18 protein-coding genes are annotated in these 22669 nt (G+C 41.2%); 16 read left to right on the top strand and 2 right to left on the bottom strand.

Annotated features, from left to right (window positions below):
• Window positions 1–139 precede the first annotated feature (139 nt).
• From DC082_RS01010 to dctM, 10 genes are all read left to right on the top strand, one after another.
• Window positions 140–1186, top strand: coding sequence for a TRAP transporter substrate-binding protein (locus DC082_RS01010; protein WP_229821519.1), 1047 nt, complete (start codon window positions 140–142; stop codon window positions 1184–1186).
• A gap of 492 nt (window positions 1187–1678) precedes the next feature.
• The gene (sdhA, locus tag DC082_RS01015; protein WP_109235363.1) at window positions 1679–3478 is read left to right on the top strand and encodes a succinate dehydrogenase flavoprotein subunit; all 1800 of its coding nucleotides are present in this window, start codon (window positions 1679–1681) and stop codon (window positions 3476–3478) included.
• A 9-nt stretch (window positions 3479–3487) separates the two neighbouring features.
• Entirely contained in the window at window positions 3488–4414 is a 927-nt protein-coding gene (locus tag DC082_RS01020) for a LysR family transcriptional regulator (protein ID WP_109235364.1), read from the top strand.
• Window positions 4415–4591: 177 nt separating this feature from the next.
• Window positions 4592–5995, top strand: a complete 1404-nt coding sequence (locus DC082_RS01025) for an acyclic terpene utilization AtuA family protein (protein ID WP_109235365.1) — start codon at window positions 4592–4594, stop codon at window positions 5993–5995.
• Between the two features lie 133 nt (window positions 5996–6128).
• A complete protein-coding gene (locus DC082_RS01030) occupies window positions 6129–6557 on the top strand; it encodes a DUF4387 domain-containing protein (protein WP_275665677.1) in 429 nt (142 codons plus the stop codon).
• Window positions 6550–7392, top strand: coding sequence for a fumarate hydratase (locus DC082_RS01035; RefSeq protein ID WP_109235366.1), 843 nt, complete (start codon window positions 6550–6552; stop codon window positions 7390–7392). Before DC082_RS01030 ends, DC082_RS01035 begins: the two co-directional genes overlap by 8 nt.
• Window positions 7393–7403: 11 nt before the next feature.
• Window positions 7404–8009, top strand: a complete 606-nt coding sequence (locus DC082_RS01040) for a Fe-S-containing hydro-lyase (RefSeq protein ID WP_109235367.1) — start codon at window positions 7404–7406, stop codon at window positions 8007–8009.
• A gap of 720 nt (window positions 8010–8729) precedes the next feature.
• Complete coding sequence (locus DC082_RS01045; RefSeq protein ID WP_373296265.1) at window positions 8730–9674, top strand: TRAP transporter substrate-binding protein; 945 nt, start codon at window positions 8730–8732, stop codon at window positions 9672–9674.
• A 171-nt stretch (window positions 9675–9845) separates the two neighbouring features.
• Window positions 9846–10538, top strand: coding sequence for a TRAP transporter small permease (locus DC082_RS01050; RefSeq protein WP_109235369.1), 693 nt, complete (start codon window positions 9846–9848; stop codon window positions 10536–10538).
• Complete coding sequence (gene dctM / locus DC082_RS01055) at window positions 10535–11818, top strand: C4-dicarboxylate TRAP transporter large permease protein DctM (protein WP_109235370.1); 1284 nt, start codon at window positions 10535–10537, stop codon at window positions 11816–11818. The genes DC082_RS01050 and dctM overlap by 4 nt, the downstream gene beginning before the upstream one ends.
• A 154-nt stretch (window positions 11819–11972) precedes the next feature.
• Here the strand turns inward: dctM and DC082_RS01060 are convergent, their stop codons facing one another.
• The gene (locus tag DC082_RS01060) at window positions 11973–12713 is read right to left on the bottom strand and encodes a UTRA domain-containing protein (protein ID WP_109235371.1); all 741 of its coding nucleotides are present in this window, start codon (window positions 12711–12713) and stop codon (window positions 11973–11975) included.
• A 448-nt stretch (window positions 12714–13161) separates the two neighbouring features.
• Here DC082_RS01060 and hutU point away from each other — a divergent pair, with 448 nt between their 5' ends.
• From hutU to DC082_RS01080, 4 genes are all read left to right on the top strand, one after another.
• Entirely contained in the window at window positions 13162–14835 is a 1674-nt protein-coding gene (hutU, locus tag DC082_RS01065) for a urocanate hydratase (RefSeq protein ID WP_109235372.1), read from the top strand.
• Between the two features lie 335 nt (window positions 14836–15170).
• On the top strand, window positions 15171–16121 hold the full coding sequence (gene hutG / locus DC082_RS01070) for a formimidoylglutamase (RefSeq protein ID WP_109235373.1): 951 nt from the start codon (window positions 15171–15173) through the stop codon (window positions 16119–16121).
• A gap of 68 nt (window positions 16122–16189) precedes the next feature.
• The gene (gene hutI / locus DC082_RS01075) at window positions 16190–17422 is read left to right on the top strand and encodes an imidazolonepropionase (RefSeq protein ID WP_109235374.1); all 1233 of its coding nucleotides are present in this window, start codon (window positions 16190–16192) and stop codon (window positions 17420–17422) included.
• Window positions 17423–17675: 253 nt separating this feature from the next.
• Entirely contained in the window at window positions 17676–19013 is a 1338-nt protein-coding gene (locus tag DC082_RS01080) for a YjiH family protein (RefSeq protein ID WP_109235375.1), read from the top strand.
• Window positions 19014–19191: 178 nt separating this feature from the next.
• Here the strand turns inward: DC082_RS01080 and DC082_RS01085 are convergent, their stop codons facing one another.
• Complete coding sequence (locus DC082_RS01085; RefSeq protein WP_109235376.1) at window positions 19192–20157, bottom strand: LysR family transcriptional regulator; 966 nt, start codon at window positions 20155–20157, stop codon at window positions 19192–19194.
• A gap of 458 nt (window positions 20158–20615) precedes the next feature.
• On the opposite strand from DC082_RS01085, the gene benA reads away from it, so the two are divergent.
• Together benA and benB are read left to right on the top strand one after the other, a co-directional pair.
• A complete protein-coding gene (gene benA, locus DC082_RS01090) occupies window positions 20616–21995 on the top strand; it encodes a benzoate 1,2-dioxygenase large subunit (protein ID WP_109235377.1) in 1380 nt (459 codons plus the stop codon).
• Window positions 21995–22495: a benzoate 1,2-dioxygenase small subunit gene (gene benB, locus DC082_RS01095; RefSeq protein WP_109235378.1), complete on the top strand. Its 501-nt coding sequence runs from the start codon at window positions 21995–21997 to the stop codon at window positions 22493–22495. The genes benA and benB overlap by 1 nt, the downstream gene beginning before the upstream one ends.
• The last annotated feature ends 174 nt before the right edge of the window (window positions 22496–22669 follow it).

Consider the following 22669-nt stretch of genomic DNA (forward strand, 5'->3'; position numbering starts at 1 on the left):
AAGTAATTAATAATAATTAAAAAATAATGAAGTGAATAATCACATTCTACATCAAGCGTTTACAGAACGTTTAAAAAACTTTAAAGAAACTTTAAAGAAGATTTAAAAGCTTGTATGTAGTTTATTAAAGGAGAATGGAATGATAGAAGTAATGACACAATCGATTAAGAGATCTATTTCAACGACATTATTGAGTAGCGCACTACTATTTGCCGGCATCAGTAGTATCAATAGTGCATGGGCAGATGAGCCGATCGTTATTAAATTTTCTCATGTAGTTGCTGAACAGACCCCTAAAGGGCAAGGGGCACTTCTATTTAAAGAGGCTGTCGAGAGAGCACTCCCCGGAAAGGTATCGGTGGAGGTCTATCCTAACTCATCCCTCTTTGGTGATGGGCAGGAGCTAGATGCACTCTTGATTGGAGATGTCCATATGTTAGCGCCCTCAACTTCAAAATTGGAGTATTACTCAAAGCAGACACAGCTTTTTGATCTTCCATTTCTCTTTGATGACTTTGATGCCGTTGAAAAATTTGCAAAGAGCGATGCTGGCAAATCAATTTTGATGAGTATGGAGAACTCCGGTATTACCGGCCTTGCTTATTGGAATAATGGAATGAAGCAGATGTCTGCCAATAAGCCGTTAAAAAAACCGCGGGATGCGAGGGGATTAAAGTTTAGAGTGCAAGCATCTAATGTATTAGAAGATCAATATAAAGCAGTACGAGCGAATCCTCGTAAGATGTCTTTTGCTGAAGTTTATCAAGGACTGCAAACAGGTGTTGTTAATGGTACAGAGAATACCTACTCCAACTACTACTCCCAGAAGGTACATGAAGTACAGAAATATATCACCGAGAGTGATCACGGACCCGTTGTCTATATGGTTATTACAAATACGAAATTTTGGGATAGCTTGCCGGCAGAGATTCAGCGGACTCTAAGTGAAATTTTAGATGATGTCTCAGCTGAGGTAAATCGCCAAGCATATGATCTCAATATGCGTGACAAGGCCAATATTATTGCCGAAGGAAGTACAGAAGTGATCACCTTAACACCTGATCAGAAAGTGAAATGGCGTACGGCAATGGAGCCCGTATGGAAGAAACATGAGAAGGTGATTGGTCCGCACCTTATTGAGGCGGCACTCAATATTAATAGTAATAGTAGTAGTGCGTCAGATTGATAGTAAGTCACTCTATTTACAGGGCTATAAGGACTATAAGGGTTATAAGGATTATCAGTGCAGCGACATAAGAGGTAATCTCCTCAATAATGCCTCTAATCTTTTTTGAGTACCTAAAGGAGATAACGGGGGAAATGAATAAGGGCTATAAGAGATCAAAAAGATGGTTAAACCTAAGTATTGATTATTAAAGATCTATTATCAGTTGAATGATCAATGCTTCTTAGCTTTTTAACTCAATCTTTTCTATAAGATTCTGTTATGGGTGCGGAAGAAGGGGGTAGCTGATAATGGCATCGTGAGTTTCTCTTATAGCCCTTCTATTACTTTGATTGAGCGAGTTTTTAGAGGATAAAGGGAGTAGATGGGGATAGTTATTGTAATGATTAATCAAGAGTAGATAGGTCAGGTTTGAATCTATCAATTTCGTACAAACAAGATTGAATACGTGAACTAAAAACATGAATTGGAAAGAGCAGAGGGAGAGAGAAGATGGGGCGGTATAGCTATAAAGATTACCAAATTGTTGAGCACCAATATGATGTTGTCGTTGTCGGCGCCGGTGGAGCGGGTTTACGCGCGACACTAGGTATGGCAGAGAAAGGATTGAAGACCGCCTGTGTCACAAAGGTCTTTCCGACGCGATCTCATACTGTTGCCGCACAAGGAGGTGTTTCTGCCGCTTTAGGAAATATGGGCGAAGATGATTGGCGTTACCATATGTATGATACGGTTAAAGGCTCCGATTGGTTAGGAGATCAGGATGCTATCGAATATCTCTGCCGGGAGGCGATTCCTGCGATTTTAGAGCTAGAGCATTATGGTATGCCTTTCTCTCGAACAGAAGATGGCAAAATCTATCAGCGATCATTAGGGGGAATGACGGCACGATATGGAAAAGCGCCGGCACAACGAGCATGTGCTGCCGCTGATAGAACAGGGCATGCAATGCTCCATACGCTCTACCAGCAATGTTTAAAGCATCAAGCGGAGTTCTTTATTGAATATTTTGCCCTCGATCTTTTGATGATCGATGGTGAGTGTTGTGGTGTTTTAGCATGGGATCTAACAGAGGGTAAGATTCATGTTTTTCGAGCCAAGATGACAGTATTGGCAACAGGAGGATATGGACGGGCTTATTTCTCGGCAACATCAGCACATACCTGCACCGGTGATGGTAACGGCATGGTGGCGCGCGCAGGATTACCATTACAAGATATGGAGTTTGTTCAATTTCATCCTACCGGCATCTATGGTGCCGGCTGTCTGATCACAGAGGGGGTACGCGGTGAGGGTGGATTTTTAACTAACTCCAAAGGGGAGCGATTTATGGAGCGATATGCGCCTAATGCCAAGGATTTAGCTTCGCGTGATGTTGTCTCTCGTTCGATGTTGTTAGAGATTCGTGAAGGCAGAGGGGTTGGCCCCTTAAAGGATCATGTCTATCTCCATTTAGAGCATCTTGGTCCTGAGATTATTTTTGATCGACTTCCGACCATCGCTGAAAGCGCAATGACCTTTGCCGGCGTAGATGTAACGCGTGAGCCAATCCCTGTGATTCCAACAGTTCACTACAATATGGGGGGGATTCCGACCAATTATCATGGTGAGGTAGTGACGCTTAAAGATCACAACCCTGACTCTGTGGTGAAAGGATTGATGGCACTTGGTGAAGCGGGATGTGTCTCTGTTCATGGCGCGAATCGCTTAGGTTCAAATTCACTCTTAGATCTGATCGTTTTTGGCCGTGCTGCTGCAAAGCGTTGCGCGGAGATTATCGATCCTAATAGTGCGACGCCTGAAGTTCCTGAAGCGGTGGTTATCAATCTTTTAGAAAGGTTTGATCAGATTCGTTTTGCAGATGGCACTATCGCAACGGCGCAGCTTCGCGATAAGATGCAGCGAGCGATGCAGAAAGATGTTGCTGTCTTTAGAACAGAAGAGACTCTTAAAGAGGGGTATGATTCAATTTTAGAAGCCTATCGCCAATTTAAAGAGATCAAAGTTTATGATCGTAGCCTTATTTGGAACTCAGATCTTGTTGAAACCTTGGAGCTTGCCAATCTTTTAGCATGCTCATTAACGACCGTAGCTTCCGCTTATAATCGTCAAGAGTCACGCGGAGCGCATGCGCGGGAAGATTTTCCAAAGCGAGATGATCAGAGATGGATGAAGCATACATTAGCTTGGGTCGATGAAGCAGGAGAGGTGACAATCGATTATCGTCCCGTCAGAAACTTTACATTGACAGATGAAGTCTCCTACATACCACCAGAAGAGCGTTCATATTAGGAGTGTAGGATGAGAAAGAGTGATCAGATCGAGCTAAAGCAGTTACGTTACTTTACCCATGTGGCAGAATTTGGGAGTTTTACTCGAGCTGCGAATCATCTCGATATCTCCTCTTCTGTTTTGAGTCGACAGATTCGACAGTTAGAGGTTGATTTGGGGAAGAATCTCCTTATTCGAGATGGTCGTGGTGTGACATTAACGGAATCAGGTTATCTCTTTTTAGAGCATTGCCGTAAGATCTTAACGCAGTTAGAAAAAGCGGTCGAATCTGTCTCGGGGGCAGAACTTGCCGGGAATGTATCACTCGGTTTTCCGCCGACTTTAGCGCGATACTTCTCTGTACCAATTATTCGTACTTTCCATGAGTTAATGCCTAAGGCAAAATTACGCGTCATTGAGGAATCGACAGTCTCCATTGAAGAGGGGATTATCACTGGCATAATCGATATGGGGCTGATCTATAATCCCGTTCATATGCAGGATCTTGATGCTGTTTTTCTCTTAAAAGAGAGTCTCTATCTGATAGCACCTTGCACAATGGAGGTCGGTGCAACATCACAGGGGATTTCATTGGCGAAAGCAGCCACATTGCCCCTTATATTGCCAGCATATCCCAATGGGCATCGCCGGTTAATTGAGACCGAGATGATCAAAATAGCTTCTAAGCCCAATCTTATTTTAGAGGTCAATAGTGTTCGAACAACTTTTGAATTAGTGGCAAAAGAGATGGGATGTACGATCTTTTCAAGTAAAGGGATCGATCTATTGCCAAAAGAGGAGCAGAAGAATATTCAGATGCATCGGATTCATACTCCCTCACTTATTACTAATCTCTATATTGCCACATCAAATAAACGGGTAATGACCAATACAGAGGAGACGCTCAGTAAAATCATAGCCTCTCTCTGTTTAGAGTATTTTGCAGTAGGAGAGTAGGGTGCTTGAAGCGCTTTGGCAGGAGGTTTTAGTGACTCAATATTTGTAGGTTTTAGAAAATAGAAGTTAAAAATAATTCAATACATTCATCAATTAAGAGAACGGATATCGATCATAATCTAGTCGCAGATAAAAAGAGATGGATTGAGAGATGGATGAGAGATGTGAGGAGGAATAATGGTAGATAATCAGCAAAGAGAAGGGAGATTAGAGGAATTACGAATCTTGTCTCCTACAGCAATTTTAGGATATGGTTTCCCTTTAAGTTCTTTTGAGAAGGGGATGGCGCGTGATCCCCACGTGATCGCTGTAGATGCCGGCTCAACAGATCCAGGACCTTTCTACTTAGGAAGTGGGCAATCATTTACCGATAGGGCTGCTGTAAAGCGAGATCTGAAGATTATGATCCCGGCGGCAAAGCGTGCGGGAATCCCTATTATTATCGGATCAGCTGGAGGTGCTGGTGCAGAATCACATCTGCGACTTACGCTTGATATTATCAAAGAGATCTTAGTAGAGGAGCATCTGAAATTGAAGATAGCTCTTATCAATAGTGAATTACCGAAAGAAGTACTCTTAACGGCATTACACGCGGGAAAGATTACTCCCTTAGCGCCGGCAGAAGAGTTAACCGAAGCGGAATTATTGGCAAGTAGTGCCATTGTCGGGCAGATGGGGGAAGCGCCTTTTATCGAGGCACTTGATCAGGGTGTCGATCTGATTCTTGCCGGTAGAGCATATGATCCCTCACTCTTTGCGGCATTTGCAATTCGAGAGGGGTTTGATCGCGCCTTATCGCTCCATTTAGGGAAAATTTTAGAGTGTGCGGCAATTGCAGCATTACCGGGAAGTGGTAGTGATAGTATGTTAGGAACATTGCGACAAGATCATTTTATTGTGGAGCCTTTGGCAGATAATCGACGCTGTACAACGCTCTCTGTCGCCGCCCATACCCTCTATGAAAAATCAGATCCTTACCATCTACCAGGACCTGGAGGGGCACTCAATCTAACGAACTCAAAATTTACACAGATTGATGATCGCCGTGTAGCAGTCAGTGGAACAACATTTGATCCTACTGAAAAGTATTTTATTAAGTTAGAAGGGGCTAAAAAGAGAGGGTATCGCACCATCTCCATTGCCGGCGTTTCTGATCCTGTGATGATTGAGAAGATCGATGAGATCTTAGATGCGGTAAAAGAACGTGTGATTGATAATTTCTCCGGAAGTGATTTTGGGGAGTTTGATCTCAATTTCAATATTTATGGGAAAGGGGGAATCTCTCTACTGCCAGAAAAAGAGGAGGAGAGCGAGCCACCTAAAGAGTTAGGTATTGTGATTGAAGCATGCGCACCGACACAAGAGGAGGCGAATGCGATCTGTGGTTTTGCACGTAGTACAGCGCTTCATTTTGGGTATGAGGGGCGGATCTCAACAGCGGGAAATCTTGCTTTTCCATTCTCTCCTTCAGATGCGGAGATGGGAGAGGTCTACCAATTTTCGCTCTATCATCTATTAGAGATTGAGTCGGAGAGTCAGCTTTTCCCTATTGAATATCTTGAAATTGATGGGGGTAAATAGGGATGAATCGACGCCATAATTTAGAAAAAGAGCAGTTCTTTAACTGCTCTATATGCTCTATAGAAATTATTCAAGACGCCATTCACTGCAGTATTCAATGCAGTACTCAAAGAACTATTGGGGGAGGAGTAGGATGTTAACTCGAAAACAAGGTAGCCAAGGTCATCAAGATAATCAAGATAATCAAGGTGCATCGCAAGCGATGACCACTTACACTCTACGTGAGGTTGCATCGGTAATACGGAGTAAGAATGCCGGCCCCTTTGAACTCTGCTTCGATATTATCTTTATTGAAGAGGCATTTTATCAGCGATGTAAGGCAGCGAAGATTATCACTGCTGAATCTTTTGCAGATCTCTATGGAATCACGCCCGACAAGGTTCTCAATGTTGTCTATTTTGATCCGGCAAAAGCATTGAAGATCACAATCATTCGGCCAATCTCTTCAGGTGCTTTAGGGGAGAAGGATGTTTACGGCGCACAGCAACATCGCCCACTTGTCAATTTTCAGTTTCAATTAGCTTCTTCAGTCAACTTAACAGAGGAGAGGAGTAATGCGTAAAATTAATGTCGCCGCTATTACCGATTTGGTGGCAGAGCTCTCTATTGAGGCAAATACCTCATTGAGTGATGATATCTATAGTTGTCTTGGAAGCTGTATGCAAAATGAGAGCTCCCCTTTAGGACGTAATATTTTGCAGACCATTATCGACAATGCTGATCTAGCGAAGAGGGAGCGCCGGCCGATGTGTCAAGATACGGGGCAGACCGTTGTTTTTGTGGAGCTAGGGCAAGATCTACATATTGAAGGTGGACTCCTAGAAGATGCCATTAATGCCGGTATTCGAGAAGGGTATCGCCGCGGATATCTACGTAATTCCGTTGTAAAAACACCGTTTGATCGCATCAATACAGGAGATAATACACCGGGGGTGATCCATTATGAGATTGTTGCCGGTGATCAATTGAAAATAACGGTGTCGCCCAAAGGATTTGGGAGTGAAAATATGAGTCAGCTGAAGATGTTAAAACCGAGTGATGGTCTTGAAGGAGTAAAGGAATTTATCCTTCAAGTGGTTAAAGATGCCGGTTCTAATCCATGTCCGCCTATTATTGTGGGGGTTGGTGTGGGGGGAACGATGGAAAAAGCAGCGCTTTTGAGTAAAAAAGCACTCTTAAAGCCGATCGATATTGTCAATGAAGATCCCTTTTTAGCTTCGCTTGAAGCGGAATTGTTAGAGAAAATTAATGAGTTAGAGATTGGTCCTGCCGGTTTTGGTGGTAAGACAACGGCATTAGCTGTCAATATTAATCTCTATCCTACCCATATTGCGGGTCTTCCTGTTGCTGTTAATATTGGCTGTCATGCTAATCGGCATGCGGAAGGAATTTTGTAGGAGGGGAGGCAATGAAGCAAAGAGAGCAAAGAGAGCAGTCAAGAGATTCGTTGTCCGTGGCTCAATCAGGAGATCAGTCAGGAGCAGTTACAACAGGAAGAGAGCTGAAATTGCCACTGACAAAAGAGGTGATCAACTCTTTAAAGGCAGGGGATCTTATCTATTTGACAGGTTCACTCTATACAGGTCGCGATGCGGCGCATAAAAGAATGAGTGAGATGTTATCTCGAGGAGAGAAGCTACCGATTGAAGTTGAGGGAGAGGTGATCTATTATGCCGGCCCCTGTCCTCCGAAACCTGGAGAAGCGATTGGTTCTGTCGGCCCGACAACTGCAAGTAGAATGGATGCGTACTCCCCACAGCTGATTGCTGCGGGATTAGTTGCAATGATTGGAAAGGGGAGTCGCAGTCAAGAGGTAATCGAGGCGATAAAGCGCCATAATGGGATCTATTTTGCTGCTATTGGTGGTGTTGCGGCCTTGATGGGGAAGTGTGTTATTGCTGCTGAAGTGGTTGCCTTTGAGGATCTAGGCCCTGAAGCGATTCGACGCTTAGAGGTTAAAAAGTTGCCTCTTATTGTTGCAATCGACTCAACCGGGAAAAGTCTATATCCTTGAATTAGAGGGTATAAGCCGTTTAGGAGGTGATCTAGGTTAATTTTACCCATAAAATATTTTCTATAGGGCGCCTTTTTTATGCTATGTTCAATTTAAGTGTTAGAGAGAATCTCTTTAAGAGATGCATAGTGGATGCATAGTAGACCTATAGTACGACCTAAATGCGCCCTATAACATACTCAATAACATGAGCAATAATACGAGCAATACGAGAGTAATATGAGTAATAAGATGAGCCTTAAATGGCTCATACCCGTTTTAGACGGGATCTAACAAGCGTATAAAAAGTAAGAGACAAAGATTAAGACACGTTAAGATGTCGAAAAATCAAATGAGGATAGAGCAGAGCGATCGATACGCTCTGTAGTCATATTGGTAGAACCATCATTCCCGGGAGTTCATTTTCGGGACTTCTTCTAATGATCTTCCCCCATTTGTGATTTTTCAGATCTCTCTACAATACTTCTTTATGAGGTTTTTTCATAAGGTCTCATTTTTAGTTCATTAACGATTGATTGTTATTTGAACTATTTTTTATTTGATCTGACAAATAGGAGAGATTATCAGCCAAGTGCAGATGATTTTAAATATTGCAGATCTTTTCATTAGAGTATTTTCGATAATATTTTTGATAAAAGTAATCATAATATCTTAGGAGGAGTTATGAATCGTTTAATTCAGCGGCTAATCGCCACTTCAGTTTTAGTTGGTGGTTTAATCATGGGTTTTTCACATGCGGATGAGCCGATCGTGATTAAATTCTCACATGTTGTTGCAGACACCACCCCTAAAGGGCAAGGAGCATTGCTCTTTAAGAAATTAGCAGAAGAGCGTCTCCCAGGTCAGGTTCAAGTAGAGGTCTATCCGAACTCATCTCTCTATGGTGATGGACAAGAGATGGATGCATTGCTTGTAGGAGATGTTCATATTTTGGCGCCTTCTCTTGCAAAGTTTGAGCATTTCCAGAAGAAGATTCAACTCTTTGATCTTCCTTTCCTCTTCGACAATATGGAAGCATTAGATCGATTCCAGCAATCTGAAGCAGGGCAATCACTTCTAACAAGTATGGAAGATAAAGGAATTACCGGTCTTGGCTATTGGCATAATGGCTTGAAACAGCTCTCTGCTAATAAAGCGCTTCATGTTCCAAGAGATGCGCGCGGTCTTAAATTCCGTGTACAGAACTCTGCGGTATTAGATGAGCAGTTTAAAGCACTTCGTGCCAATCCTCGTAAAATGGCTTTTGCCGAGATGTATCAAGGGTTACAAACAGGGGTTGTAAATGGTGCAGAGAACCCATACACCAATATCTACTCACAAAAAATTCATGAAGTACAATCTCACATTACTGAATCAAATCATGGTGTTCTCGATTATATGTTGATCACAAATACCGATTTCTGGAATGGATTACCAGAGAATGTTCGTAATGAATTGACCGATATTATTGCTGAAGTAACGGTAGAGGTGAATAATCAAGCAGCAGCACTTAACGAGCGTGATAAGCAGAGTATTATTGATGCTGGTACAACAGAGATTATCTACCTAACTCCAGAGCAGCGTGAAGCATGGCGTGATGCGGTTCGTCCTGTATGGGAGAAATTCCAAGGTCAAGTGGGTGCAGATCTTATTGAAGCAGCACTTCAATCGAATAATCCACAGTAGAAAACTTTCTTAAGCTCATCAAAATTTAATCTATGCCCTTAACTTACCCTCTAAATTTGATCATTTAATTTGATTACTTAATTTGATTACTTAATCTGATTATTGAATCTGATCATAAATAAGCAGAGTTAAGGGTGTAGATCCCTGTATGTAAAAAAGAGAGGATTTCTAATGTTTATCAGTACATATCAAAAACTTGATAGAGGCTGGCAGCAGATTGAAAAATTTGTCACAGTTCTCATTTTAAGCGCGATGACCTTCGTGACTTTTATCTACACGATGCTCAATAATCTCTATACCCCCTTTTACAGCTTAGCAGATTGGGTGGCGGGAGATGAACCCTCAAAACTGGAAGACTTTCTCCTCGATGTGGGCGATTCAATGATGGATCTGGCGACTTCGATGAATTGGTCTAACCGTTTTACAGCGGCCTGTTTTGCTTGGTTAATCTTCTTCTGTATGTCGTATGGTGTGCGTATTGGTGGGCATATCGGCGTTGATGCCTTAGTTAAATTATTTCATAAACCGATTAAACGATTATTAGCCTATATTGGCCTTGGTGCTTGCCTTCTTTATGGCGGTATTATGCTATTTGCCAGCTTAGATTGGGTGCTTAACTTCTATAAGCTTGGAACATTAGCGGAAGATCTCGATCGTTTTGGTATTAGACGCTGGCATATTACGATGATTGTTCCTGTTGGTTTCTTCCTATTGATTCTGCGTTATCTTGAGATCGGATATAAAATTATAACTCATCAACAAGATGGCTTGGGCTTAGCTGATGAAGCTAAAGATGCCTTAGAAGAGATTGCACATGCAGAGCATGTTCAGTTAGCAGATGATCAAGAAGGAGCGAAAAAATGACCATATTATTCTTATTTGTGTTGCTCTTTGCCTTGATGCTGATTGGTGTTCCCGTTGCCATCTCACTTGGTCTGTCGAGCGCATTAACCATTATCTTTTTTAGTCCCGACTCTCCGCGTAGTTTAGCGATTAAGATGTTTGAGACTTCCGAACACTCCACGCTCTTAGCAATCCCCTTTTTCCTCATTGCCGGTGCTTTTATGACAACCGGAGGCGTTGCGCAGCGTCTGATCGACTTTGCAAATGCTTGCGTTGGTCATATTCGAGGGGGGCTTGCAATCGGCTCAGTGCTTGCTTGTATGCTCTTTGCTGCACTTTCAGGATCGAGTCCGGCAACAGTGGCCGCAGTAGGTTCAATTGCAATTGCCGGCATGGTTAAATCAGGTTATACCAAAGAGTTTGGTGCAGGCATTATCTGTAATGCCGGAACGTTGGGGATCTTAATTCCGCCCTCTATCGTTATGGTTGTCTATGCGGCAGCTACAGAGCAATCGGTTGGTAAGATGTTTATGGCAGGTGTTGTCCCCGGCGTACTCTTAGGCGTAGCATTAATGGCAGCGATCTATATTGTTGCGCGTATTAAAAAACTGCCGGCCCAACCTCGCGTTAGTGTAAAAGAGTGGTTTGTTGCTTTTAGACGCGCACTTTGGGGATTGCTCCTTATGGTGATCATTTTAGGTGGTATCTATAGCGGAATGTATACGCCCACTGAAGCGGCAGCTGTTGCAGCTGTCTATTCAATGTTTGTAGCACTTTTCGTCTATAAAGATATGCGCATCCGTGATTTTTCTAAGGTGATGTTAGAGTCAGGCAAGATGACGGTGATGCTGATGTTTATCATTGCGAACGCCATGCTTTTTGCACATGTTTTAACCACTGAGCAGATTCCGCAGTCGATCGCAAGTTGGGTGATCGATATGGGCTTCTCACCGTGGATGTTCTTGGTGATTGTTAATATTGTGTTACTAATTGCGGGTAGTTTTATGGAGCCATCAGCGGTGATTCTGATCTTGGCGCCGATCTTCTTCCCCATTGCGATGGAGCTTGGTATTGATCCGATTCACCTAGGGATCATCATGGTTGTGAATATGGAGATTGGGTTAATTACACCACCTATTGGCCTTAACCTCTTTGTCTCCTCTGCTGTAACAGGTATGCCGATCACAAGTACGATTAGAGCAGCACTTCCATGGTTGATGATCTTAATTGTCTTCCTGCTATTGATTACATATATTCCCTTTATCTCTCTCGGGTTACCGACTTTCTTAGGGATGATGTAGAGATACTATATTTATCTAACGTATTGAAATATAAAAATAAAGCATAAAAGCATAACAAAATGCCATATACTCAGATTCTAGGGTATATGGCATTTTTTATGAAGAAGTTTAAAAGTTTTAAGTGCTCTGGTCTGTGGCGGGAGAAGATCTCTATCTAGATTGAATCCATCGGGATGCCTAAGCGCATATATTCATCGACTCGCATGCGAGAGTGCAGGCGATAGCGAGAAGCAGGGTAGATAAATTCAGCATAACTGATGAGACCGATAGAACTCCAAGTTCTTCGCTTAATATCGAGGCAAGCAGAACCTAATTCTACTTTGAGGTAGCGACTTAAGGTCTCATCTGCGACCGTTGCTTCTATTGAATGCTCCATCTCCGTTAAATCATAATTTTTGAGAAGAAATCCACTCGGCGATATCTTTAAAAAATCTTGCTCAAAAAAATTAGGGACCAATTGATGAGGGATATAGCGCTTCTCAATTGCTAGTGGGAGATCATTTTCAAAGTGGATAATATGGCAGAAATAGAGTGTCGATTCGATTGGCACTTCCAACTTTTTAGCGACTAAGCCACTTGCCGGCAATAGCTTTTGCGCAATAATTTCAGCACGATGACGATTACCCCGATTTTCGATCTCACCGACAATATCTACAACAGTTAATGGTTGAGAGCTAGCTTTTTTAGGCATCACAAATGTACCACTTCCTTGGATGCGCTTTAGGATATTTTGTCTGCTCAGTTCAGTAATGGCACGATTAATAGTCATACGGCTAGCATTAAAGAGCTGTGACAACTCCTGTTCCGTAGGGATCTGTTCGCCTTCGCTATATTCATTATTTTCTATCTTTTCAAGAATATAGTTCTGGACTTTTTTATATATTGGGATCGACATGCATATTTTTCCGGCACTGAATGAATGAGTAGGCAAATTATAGCCCACAACTTAGGGTAATTCATTATTATCTCATGCGAAAATCGATCTGTTATGGGAGTTTCTCTGACATTAAGGATGATGGTATCTCTCTATTATCAAAGCGTTTCGTGTGATTAGATCTTGGAATGTCTATACAATAATTAAATGTATAGACATTTAGAAATAGCTATGTATATAATGAAATTAGCTTCAGAGCTAAAAATGAAAAGAAAGAAATTGATTAAAAATTTGAAGCTTTAGGTGTCGGGTTTAGGGAGGAGGCTCGGGGCGAGAGTAGATCAATACTCAAGACCACTATTCAAATCTCTAAATCCCATGCTTTAAATATATAAAGCTTCGATCGAATAGAGGTGATCTCCATAAAGAGAGATCACATCACACAATCTTAGTTTGGAGGATAAGAGTTATGTCTAATAATAATGATCGTTATAGAGATGTCGAGATTCGCGCACCGAGAGGAACAGAATTAAATGCTAAGAGTTGGCTAACAGAAGCCGCGCTTCGAATGTTGATGAATAATCTTGACCCTGATGTAGCAGAGAATCCTAAAGAGCTTGTTGTTTATGGGGGAATTGGCCGAGCAGCTCGTGATTGGGAGTGTTTTGATAAGATTGTTGAGACATTAAAAGCGCTTGAAGCAGATGAAACACTCCTTGTACAATCAGGTAAACCTGTAGGTGTCTTTAAGACCCATAAGGATGCGCCGCGAGTCTTAATCGCAAACTCCAATATTGTCCCCCATTGGGCAAATTGGGAGCATTTCAATGAGCTCGATAAGAAGGGCTTAATGATGTATGGACAGATGACAGCAGGTAGCTGGATCTATATCGGTAGCCAGGGAATTGTTCAAGGAACATATGAGACCTTTGTGGAAGCTGGGCGCCAACATTATGGTGGTTCTTTAGAAGGAAAATGGATTTTAACTGCCGGTTTAGGCGGTATGGGTGGCGCTCAACCGCTTGCAGCAACGCTAGCTGGAGCGTCTTCTCTCAATATTGAGTGTCAACAATCGAGTATCGATTTCCGTCTTCGTACGGGATATGTTGATGAGCAAGCAGATGATCTCGATGATGCATTAGCGCGTCTTGAAAAATATACTCAAGAAGGTAAAGCGATCTCGATTGCACTTCATGGGAATGCTGCAGAGATTTTACCGGAGCTTGTTCGTCGCGGTGTTCGTCCTGATATGGTGACTGACCAGACGAGCGCACACGATCCACTTCACGGTTATCTCCCGATTGGCATGACATGGGAAGAGTATAAAGAGGCTGCGAAAAAAGATCCTGCAGGAACTGTACAGAAAGCAAAAGAGTCGATGGGTAAACATGTTGAAGCGATGTTAGCCTTCCAAAAAATGGGCGTGCCGACCTTTGACTATGGTAATAATATTCGTCAAATGGCGAAAGATGTCGGCGTTGAGAATGCTTTCGATTTCCCAGGATTTGTACCGGCTTATATTCGCCCACTCTTCTGCCGTGGTATCGGTCCATTTAGATGGGTTGCGCTTTCGGGAGATCCAGAAGATATCTATAAGACCGATGCGAAAGTGAAAGAGTTACTTCCCGATAATGAGTCTCTCCATCGTTGGTTAGATATGGCAAAAGAGCGTATCCATTTCCAGGGATTGCCGGCACGTATCTGCTGGGTTGGTTTAGGCGATCGTGCGAAACTCGGTCTTGCATTTAATGAGATGGTTCGTAGTGGTGAGCTTTCGGCACCGATAGTGATTGGTCGTGACCACCTCGACTCAGGATCTGTATCTAGTCCGCACCGTGAAACTGAAGCGATGAAGGATGGTTCAGATACCGTTTCAGATTGGCCACTACTCAATGCGTTACTCAATACTGCAGGCGGTGCAACATGGGTATCTCTCCATCATGGTGGTGGTGTTGGTATGGGCTTCTCTCAACATTCTGGAGTCGTGATTGTTTGTGATGGTACAGATGAAGCGGCAGAGAGAATTGCGCGCGTATTGACAAACGATCCTGCTACCGGTGTGATGCGTCATGCAGATGCAGGCTATGAGATTGCTATTGAGTGTGCAAAAGAGCAAGGCTTAAATCTACCGATGGTGAAATAGACCTATCGGATCATTGATAGCGCTTATCATAGAGCTGATCGATATTCTCTAATGAGTCTCCTCTTTCTACTGATCTTCTAATAGCATGAGTCTTTATCCAAAGCTTTCATATAAGTCTTCCATATAAGGTTTTCATACAAAGTTTTATGTAAAGATTATCCCATCTAAAGATTGCTATGGATTGTTATGGATTGTTATAGATTGCTATTAAAGGCGATATCTATTGATTATGCTGATGAAGAAAAGGGGAGGAGAGTCATTGGGGAATATCATTTTTCTGTTTAAGCGCTATAAAGATGTAAAGAGATGGATAGAGATCTATAAGTGAGGGAAAGATGATAAATTTTTGGCAAAAAACAGCGAATGAGATCTGGACAGGACGTGATGATAGCCATGAGAGTCAGTCTGCAAAGCGAATGTTCCAAGTTGTTCCTATTGTAGAGGAGCCTCAATTTAACTTTAGTGAGCGAAATGCTCTCATTGGCTTTGCTTGTGATGAAGGCGTTAAGCGAAATCGTGGAAGGGTGGGGGCGGCAGAAGCACCAGATCAGCTACGAAGAGTTTTTGCTAATTTTGCTGCGCATCAAGGGCATGAAAAGTTGATAGATTGCGGCACGATTCATTATCGAGAATCTCTTGAAGCGACTCAAAATGCCTTAACAGATCTCGTTGTCTTACTACAGAGAAGTCACAATAAAACAGTGGTGTTAGGGGGTGGACATGAAACAGCCTATGCCCATGGATTAGGACTCTATAAGAGTGATCGTGATGCAAAGATAGGGATTATCAATTTTGATGCTCATCTCGATATGCGCCTAGCGGCAGAATCAACCTCGGGGACACCTTTTAGAGAGTTACAAGAGTATTGTCAAAGAGAGAATCGCCCCTTTCATTATCTCTGTATTGGTGCAAGTGAAGTTGGAAATACAGGCTCTCTTCTAGAGACAGCACATAGTAGTGGAGCAGAGATCATTTGGGATTATGAGTGCCACTTGGGAAATCTTCCAGTACTTGAAGCTCGATTAGTAGCGTTTTTAGAAAAAGTCGATCTAATCTATCTCAGTTTTGATCTAGATGCACTATCGCCAAGTAGTATGTTTGCGGTATCGGCACCTGCATCTTTAGGTGTTGACCCTCAACTCTATCTCCATTTGGGGAAGAAGATTAAAGAGAGTGGCAAATTACAAGCTCTCGATTTTGTAGAGTATCTTCCATCACGTGATCATGATGATCTATGCGCGCGGGTTGCGGCTCGTTTTATTTGGGAGTTTACACGAGGGTTGTAACGGCTCTAAAAGAAGAGAAAGAGCAGAGAAGATGAAGAGAGAAGAAAGAAAAAAGAGGAGAGTAGAGAATGGAGAATCGAGATAAGAATCAAAAAATTTGGCATAACTGTCAGATCGTCACTATGGCTGATGGGCACTATAATCTGATCGAAAAAGGGGTTATTGTGACTAATGATCAAAAAATTCAATGGATTGGCCCTGAGGCTCAATTGACTGATGTGGATGGCGATTATGAAAAAATAGATCTTGAAGGTCGATTGGTCACCCCCGGCTTGATCGATTGTCATACCCATCTAGTATTTGGTGGAAATCGTAGTGAGGAATTTGAGGCGCGTTTAGAAGGGGTGAGCTATACGGAGATTGCAAAGCGCGGTGGTGGTATTCAGAGTACTGTTAATGCAACACGTCAAGCATCTGAAGAGGAACTTTTTCTGACAGCTAAAAAGCGGATAGAGCATCTGATGGCAGATGGTGTAACAACCGTTGAGATTAAGTCTGGTTATGGTTTAGATTTAGAATCTGAATTAAAGATGCTCTCGGTGATTGCGCGCTTAAAAGAGACGATGCCGATCTCTATCCATACTACTTTTTTAGCCGCTCATGCACTTCCTAAAGAGTTTGGGGATGATTCAGATCGTTATATCGATTATGTGATTGAAGAGGTTCTTCCGAAAGTTGTTGAGCAGTGTGACATTGATGCGCTCGATGCCTTTTGTGAACATATCGCTTTCTCCCCTGCGCAAGTGGAGAGACTTTTTATCGCCGCTCAAAACTATAATATTCCGATTAAATTGCATGCGGAACAACTCTCATCTCTGCACGGTTCGACATTAGCTGCAAAATATGGTGCATTATCAGCAGATCATATGGAGTATGCAGATGATTCTGATGCAAAAGCGATGGCGAAATCAGGAACGGTAGCGGTTCTTCTTCCGGGAGCATTTTATATGTTAAGGGAAACCCAATATCCTCCCATTGATGCATTTAAGCGAGAGGGCGTTAAGATCGCACTTTCAACGGATCTCAATCCCGGAACATCTCCACTTCTTTCACTCCGTTTAGCACTCAATATGGGATGCACACTATTTAAACTTACCCCAGAAGAGACATTAGCAGGCGTGACCTATAATGCAGCTTTTGCACTAGGTATAGAAGAAAATGAGGGTTCTTTAGAGGTTGGTAAATTAGCCAACTTTGTTGCTTGGGATGTCACTCACCCTGCAGAACTGAGTTATTGGTTAGGCGGTACATTAAATAATAGAGTGATCTATCAAGGTTCTGAAATCACGGATCTCTGTTAGAGGATTAAGCGTGATTATAAGGGATCACGATAGCTACTTTTAGAGATAGAAAACACTGGTTAGAGATGAGTGGCAGTAGTAGTCATAAAGTAGCTATCAAAAATAGCTATCAAAAACAGTTATCAAAATAGCAAGCGTCAACAATAGTCAACAAAAGTCAACATACAAGACAATATAACAATAAATATAATGATAAAAGTGACGAAAAAATGGCGATAAGTATAACGATAGAATTTAATCGGAGGAAGATGATATGGATGATGTTTTAAGAGAGAATAGAAAGAAGAAAGGTTCGGAGAGCTTGATGTTAACCCGAGTTTTTCTCTACAGTTTGGTGGGAGTTGCGCTCTTTTTTATCTCAATCGATATTGGGGGAAAAGAGACAATTATGTTGGATCATATCGCTGGCTTTGTGATCCATCAAATGCGTCCCTTTGCTTTAACTGCGATTATGCTGATTATGGCATTTGGAGCATTCTATCCCTATATTTCAGGAAATTATAAAAACTCTATAAGCGAGAAAATATTCTCTGCATTTAAAGTATTAGGGTTTATTTTAGCTATTCTCTACTTAACAGGATGGGCTCCTGCTTGGGCGATGACGCCCGATATGTTACCTTTTCTGTTTGAAAAGCTAGCATTATCGGTGGGGCTCTTAATTCCAGTTGGAGCAGTAGCATTAACATTTCTATTAGGTTTTGGTTTTTTAGAATTTGTTGCTGTCTTTATGGAGCGTTTAATGCGTCCTCTATTTAGAACGCCGGGAGGATCTGCTATTGATGCTGTTGCATCGTTTGTAGGGAGTTATTCCATTGGTTTATTGATTACAGATCGTGTCTATCGTCAGGGAAAATACTCTCTAAGAGAGGCCATGATTGTTGCAACAGGGTTTTCAACAGTCTCGGCGACATTTATGATTATTGTAGCTAAAACGATGAATCTCATGGGTGCTTGGAACTTCTTCTTCTGGAGTACCTTTCTGATTACTTTTTTAACAACAACGATCACAGCTTATATCCCACCGATATCACGTCTCGATAATAGAGCTGACAATCCATTACCAGATAATGATGGAAATCAGAGTCGTCTAGCGCATGCAAAAGATCTCGCAATTGCGCAATATGAAGCAAATCCAGGGCTCTTTATCTCCCTTTGGAGAAACTTCAAAGATGGTTTAAAGATGTCATCGGTTGTTGCGCCTTCAATTTTAGCTATCGGATTTACCGGGCTTATTCTCTCAAAATATACACCGCTATTTGATTGGATCGGCGTTGTTTTAAAGCCGGCACTCTTAATAACAGGATTAGAGGGAGCCTCTGAACATAGTGGTGCAATTGCATCAGGATTAGCAGAGATGTTCTTGCCAGCAATTTTACTCAATGAGGCAGATCTCTCTATTCGTTATATTGCTGCTGTGACATCAATCGGTAGTGTGCTCTTTCTCTCGGGAAGTGTCCCTTGTATTTTAGCAACAAAGATCCCTGTAAAATTTTGGCAAATTTTAGTGATTTGGTTTATTCGAACAGTTCTCTGCTTAATTTTTGCAAGTATCGCCTTTAGAATAGGAATCGCCACAGGCTGGTTGGGGTAATTAGAGGGAGAGATTAAGATATTATCTAGATAGGTATTATTTAGACAGGCTCTAATATACTGTTTTAGTATCTAAGTTTTATCGGTTAATAGAGGACTGACACTAATGTAATGTAGTGTCGGTTTTTTATGGTTTTATTATTGTATAGTTTTTATCTTTTTGCCTCTTAATGATTTCTCTATTGAGATTTAATCTTTTTATGATTAATTTTGAACTCTTTAAGAATATTATCAATCGTCTTTTCATCACTCAACATCCCTTCACTATTGTAAACATGTTTAATACTTGAAAAGAGATCTAAAACTTTTTCTCTATTCTCTGTTTCGCGTATAGAAGAGATAATAGGAGAGGTTGCAAAGTGATCAGCGATAGGCAAATAACTAACATTATCAACAGATACTTTAGCGGCGCTGGCAGGAACAATACAGATCCCCTCATTAGCGGCAACTAATCCTAACGCTAATTGGATATCTCTAACAAGTTCAGAGCGATCTAATTGTAAACCATGGTTTGTAAATATATTAGAGATCTGGGTAGAGAGATTGGGAAATGAATGATTAGGGTAGAGAAGAACATTTTCTGAGGCAATCTCTGCCAAAGTGATTTTATGAGGATGATTTATAAACGGATGCTGATTACTAACAACAACAGAGAGAGGTTCTTCTCTTAAAAGAGAGCGATGAATCTCGGGGTCAGAGGTACGTATACGACCAAAACCGATATCGATCTCTCCTCTTTTTAAAGCATCAATCTGTTTTACCGTTCCAATTTCGATTAGCTCTATCTTAGTATTAGGGTGAAGCATTCGATAACTGTAGATAATTTTTGGCAATAGACCATAGAGTAGAGAGACCACAAATCCAATTTTGATCGTATCCTCGCTATTTTGTAAATTTTGAGTCAGTGCTTTTGTTTCAGTAACCTTATTTAATATTATCAAAGCATTAGCATAAAATATCTCCCCAGATTTTGTGGGCTTAAGAGGGCGACTTGATCGATCAATCAACTCCACTCCGAGAGACTCTTCTAAATTTTTGATCTGCTTACTTAATGGGGGTTGAGCCATGCAAAGTTTCTCAGCTGCTTTTGTAAAACTCTGCTCTTCAATAACCGCTATAAAATATCTTAAATGACGTAACTCCATAAACTATACCTCAAAAGTCTTATTTTAGATAAATTTAGTCTTAGACACTCCATAATTATTACATTAGGGTATAAATATCAAGGTGAGGATTTAAAACTAAGATAATAAATTGAAGATAAGTAATCGAAGATAGGTAATCGAAAGATAAATAATTAAAGCAGAAAAGTAGATTTAAAATTGATGGGATAAATAAAGAAGCATCTAAAGAAGAGTCATATAGAGATTCCTGGTGGTAAATATACCTGCACCACTATTGCTGATACTAATGTTGTATGTCGCCAAGGAAAGTTTGGCGGATCGACACTCATCGAAATTTATCGATACTCATTAACATTCATTGATCTTGATTTGCTACATATTAAATCTTAATGATTGGTCTTCATTTATCATTTTAGTCCTGCCTGTTGCCTAGCAAAATAAGCTGTAAGACATTAATAACAATAAAAGGGAGGAAGCTCATGAATGAGAGAGTTATATCACAAGGTTATCTAGATAAATTGGATAATTTATTGGTGGAAAATTATGAGACAGGAGAATTTAAATTACATCGCTCAGTTTTTACTGATGAAGAGCTTTTTGAGCTAGAGATGAAATATATTTTTGAGGGGAATTGGGTCTTTTTAGCGCATGAGAGCCAGATCAAAAATAATAATGATTACTACACAACCTATATTGGTAGACAGCCAATTATTATCGCGCGAAATCGTGATGGAGAGCTTAATGCATTAATTAATGCCTGTTCCCATCGAGGAGCGCAATTATGCCGCTATAAAAGTGGAAATCGTTCAACCTATACCTGCCCATTTCATGGATGGACTTTTAATAACTCTGGAAAGCTTTTGCGAGTAAAAGATCCAAAAGGGGGCGGATACCCGGACTCTTTCGATAAAGATGGTTCTCATGATCTTAAAAAAGTTCCGCGCTTTGAGAGCTATAAAGGCTTTCTTTTTGGAAGTTTAAATCCAGATGTAGCACCTCTAGAGAGTTTCTTAGGGGAGACCACTAAAATTATCGATATGATAGTCGATCAGTCAGATCAAGGTTTAGAGGTTTTACGTGGCTCTTCTACCTATACCTTTGATGGGAACTGGAAGTTAACTGCTGAAAATGGTGCAGATGGTTACCATGTCTCAGTTGTTCACTGGAACTATGCTGCAACGACTCAACATCGTAAAGAGAAACAAGCTGCCGAAGATAATATTCGAGCAATGAGTGCTGGTGCATGGGGTAAGCAGGGCGGTGGCTCTTATGGTTTTGAAAATGGGCATATGTTGCTATGGACACAATGGGAAAATCCTGAAGATCGCCCTAATTACTCTAAGTTTGAAGAGTATAAGGAGAAATATGGTGAACCTATGGCGAAATGGATGGTAGAGCGCTCACGAAATCTCTGTCTCTATCCAAATGTCTATCTAATGGATCAGTTTGGGTCTCAAATCCGAGTCGTTAGACCTATTTCTGTAAATCAATCTGAAGTGACAATTTACTGTATTGCTCCTGTCGGTGAAGAGCCTGAAGCAAGAGCGAGACGTATTAGACAATATGAAGATTTCTTTAACGCTTCAGGGATGGCAACGCCAGATGATTTAGAAGAGTTTAGAGCTTGTCAAGCTGGATATGATGGTATCACTCTTGAGTGGAATGATATGTCAAGAGGCGCGGCTCACTGGGTGCAAGGTCCCGACGATGTTGCTAATGAAATTGGACTTAATCCTAAGTTAAGTTGTATTAAAACAGAGGATGAAGGGCTCTATTTAGCACAACATGAATATTGGCTAGCGAGTATTAAGAAAGGTATTGAAGCAGAGTTACAAAAAGAGATAGAGGGGGAAGCGTAATGTCCAATAATAGAGAGATAAAAATTGAAGATGTTGCTAAGTTTCTATATCAAGAGGCGCGTTATTTAGATGATGAGCAATGGGATGAGTGGTTGACCTGTTATGCAGAAACGGCAACTTTTTGGATGCCTGCTTGGGATGATAGAGATCAACTGACCGAAGATCCTCAATCAGAGATTTCATTAATCTACTATCCCGATAAGCAAGGGTTGGAAGATAGGGTATTCCGGATTAAAACAGAAAGATCTTCCGCAACCATGCCTGATACTAGAACCTCGCACAACATCACTAATATTGAGATTTTGGAAGAGAACAATCAAATCTGCACTGTAAGATTTAATTGGCATACTCTCAGCTTTCGTTATAAAAAAGTTCAGACCTATTTCGGTATGTCTCAATATGAGATTGATTTTAGTGGAGAGAAGCCTCTTATCCTCAGTAAATATGTTGTTTTAAAAAATGATTATATTAATCAGGTTATCGATATCTATCATATTTAGGTGATTTGTGATGGCTATCTCCTTATAAGGATTGTTTTCTCTTTAGAGTAGATTTTATAAAACTGATCTTGTGATCTTGTGATCTTGTAAATAGAAGCTCTTCAAAAGAGAGAGAACATTATTGGGAGGTAGCTATTTTGCTGAGCCATAGTCGTAAAAAATAATAAAAACGAA

This window comes from Ignatzschineria indica (genome assembly GCF_003121925.1).
Lineage (GTDB): Bacteria > Pseudomonadota > Gammaproteobacteria > Cardiobacteriales > Wohlfahrtiimonadaceae > Ignatzschineria > Ignatzschineria indica.

What these genes read in the sequence shown, in the direction of transcription:
- sdhA (WP_109235363.1), top strand. Translation starts at nt 1,679, where the DNA reads ATGGGGCGGTATAGCTATAAAGATTACCAAATTGTTGAGCACCAATAT.
- benB (WP_109235378.1), top strand. Translation starts at nt 21,995, where the DNA reads ATGTCCAATAATAGAGAGATAAAAATTGAAGATGTTGCTAAGTTTCTA.
- benA (WP_109235377.1), top strand. Translation starts at nt 20,616, where the DNA reads ATGAATGAGAGAGTTATATCACAAGGTTATCTAGATAAATTGGATAAT.
- hutI (WP_109235374.1), top strand. Translation starts at nt 16,190, where the DNA reads ATGGAGAATCGAGATAAGAATCAAAAAATTTGGCATAACTGTCAGATC.
- dctM (WP_109235370.1), top strand. Translation starts at nt 10,535, where the DNA reads ATGACCATATTATTCTTATTTGTGTTGCTCTTTGCCTTGATGCTGATT.
- DC082_RS01060 (WP_109235371.1), bottom strand. Translation starts at nt 12,713, where the DNA reads ATGTCGATCCCAATATATAAAAAAGTCCAGAACTATATTCTTGAAAAG.
- DC082_RS01020 (WP_109235364.1), top strand. Translation starts at nt 3,488, where the DNA reads ATGAGAAAGAGTGATCAGATCGAGCTAAAGCAGTTACGTTACTTTACC.
- DC082_RS01040 (WP_109235367.1), top strand. Translation starts at nt 7,404, where the DNA reads ATGAAGCAAAGAGAGCAAAGAGAGCAGTCAAGAGATTCGTTGTCCGTG.
- DC082_RS01045 (WP_373296265.1), top strand. Translation starts at nt 8,730, where the DNA reads ATGGGTTTTTCACATGCGGATGAGCCGATCGTGATTAAATTCTCACAT.
- hutU (WP_109235372.1), top strand. Translation starts at nt 13,162, where the DNA reads ATGTCTAATAATAATGATCGTTATAGAGATGTCGAGATTCGCGCACCG.
- DC082_RS01080 (WP_109235375.1), top strand. Translation starts at nt 17,676, where the DNA reads ATGGATGATGTTTTAAGAGAGAATAGAAAGAAGAAAGGTTCGGAGAGC.
- DC082_RS01010 (WP_229821519.1), top strand. Translation starts at nt 140, where the DNA reads ATGATAGAAGTAATGACACAATCGATTAAGAGATCTATTTCAACGACA.
- hutG (WP_109235373.1), top strand. Translation starts at nt 15,171, where the DNA reads ATGATAAATTTTTGGCAAAAAACAGCGAATGAGATCTGGACAGGACGT.
- DC082_RS01085 (WP_109235376.1), bottom strand. Translation starts at nt 20,157, where the DNA reads ATGGAGTTACGTCATTTAAGATATTTTATAGCGGTTATTGAAGAGCAG.
- DC082_RS01050 (WP_109235369.1), top strand. Translation starts at nt 9,846, where the DNA reads ATGTTTATCAGTACATATCAAAAACTTGATAGAGGCTGGCAGCAGATT.
- DC082_RS01035 (WP_109235366.1), top strand. Translation starts at nt 6,550, where the DNA reads ATGCGTAAAATTAATGTCGCCGCTATTACCGATTTGGTGGCAGAGCTC.
- DC082_RS01025 (WP_109235365.1), top strand. Translation starts at nt 4,592, where the DNA reads ATGGTAGATAATCAGCAAAGAGAAGGGAGATTAGAGGAATTACGAATC.
- DC082_RS01030 (WP_275665677.1), top strand. Translation starts at nt 6,129, where the DNA reads ATGTTAACTCGAAAACAAGGTAGCCAAGGTCATCAAGATAATCAAGAT.